This window comes from Candidatus Oscillochloris fontis, from assembly GCF_004138135.1.
Taxonomy (GTDB): Bacteria; Chloroflexota; Chloroflexia; order Chloroflexales; family Chloroflexaceae; genus Oscillochloris; species Oscillochloris fontis.
In genome coordinates this window covers 1-1,165 of the sequence record NZ_RYFD01000135.1, presented here as the reverse complement: position 1 = coordinate 1,165, position 1,165 = coordinate 1, and the positions used below count along the sequence as shown (strand labels likewise).

The following is a 1,165-nucleotide window of genomic DNA, read 5'->3' as shown; positions in this document are numbered from 1 at the left end:
GGGGGTTGTGCTAGTACATAAACTTTAAAAATCGCCTATCGTTGTATTTTTCTACGAATAGGTGATGCACGTATGCCACATAGCTATCGTTCACGGTTCATCATAGATGGTTTTTCTCCCTATCGTCACCCTCCGGACGTGGTTCCGCTCGCAAAGGCGAGGTGCTTCATCTGCAACCAATCGGGATGACCCAACAAGCGGTTCACGTACACACAGAGCGTGTGCGCCGTCAACTTGGTGTACATCCGCGCACAAAGTCCCCAAAAACTATGGGCATAGTTCTGCTCCAAGCCAAACTGATCGGCCAACTGCCCGTTCACGGTCTCAATGATTTGACGAAACTGGGAAATGAGTCGGGTGAGCGTAACCGGGAATTGCGCATGTTGATTGGCGCGACGTAAGGCTATGAGGCGAACCCCTTGGGCATGCACGGATGCTTCGAGATCCGTGCTCACATAGCCTTTATCCGCAAGAAAGGTTCGACCTGGATGAGACGGGAGCATATCTTCCGCAGCATCTCGTTCATCCGCATTTGCGGATGTCAGTTCAAAATCAAGAATAACGCCACCGAGGGTCACGACAAGATTCAACCGATAGCCAAAATAGGTCTGCTTCTTTGAAGCACAATACCCGAACGTGGCTCCGTGCGCGTCCCAATCACGAGTACGCTGGGGGGCAAGGTGAAACTTCATGACCGGAATCGGGAGTCCATCAATCGCGCCATAGGCATCTTGGGCGACATCAAGGACGGAAAGCACGATCTGTCGGATCTGATTGATGGCATACATAAGATTGCGTCGTCGCCGGTTCATGCGTGATCGTTCGGGGAAGTTTGGAAATAAATAGCGATAGGGTTGCCACTCAGCATGTAATTGTGTTTCACGATCCCATCCCCGACATGCACTCACAATCATTATCGTGATCAATTCACTGTCGCTACACGATGTGGGATCAGGGCCAGGGCGATCATACAACGGCGCAATCTGCTTCCAGAGATCATCAATGGTCACAAACATCCAGGTGACGAAGTCCTCAAAATCGGCTATCATAGGAGTTCCTCCGTGTGTGGGTGGTGGTTTTTTGTACACCCAGCCATACCACACCGGAGGTCTTTGGTCAACCTCCCAGACCTGCTATGAACCAATTTTCAACTAGCACAACCCCC

The 1,165-nt window shown here is 51.0% G+C and carries 1 protein-coding gene; it reads right to left on the bottom strand.

Annotated elements, in window-relative coordinates; translation table 11 throughout:
• Window positions 1-125: 125 nt before the first annotated feature.
• Window positions 126-1,049, bottom strand: a complete 924-nt coding sequence (locus EKD03_RS18280) for an IS982 family transposase (protein WP_129633899.1) — start codon at window positions 1,047-1,049, stop codon at window positions 126-128.
• Window positions 1,050-1,165: the final 116 nt, after the last annotated feature.

Excerpts from the sequence above, each read along its gene's own strand:
- EKD03_RS18280 (WP_129633899.1), bottom strand. The coding sequence starts at position 1,049 with ATGATAGCCGATTTTGAGGACTTCGTCACCTGGATGTTTGTGACCATT.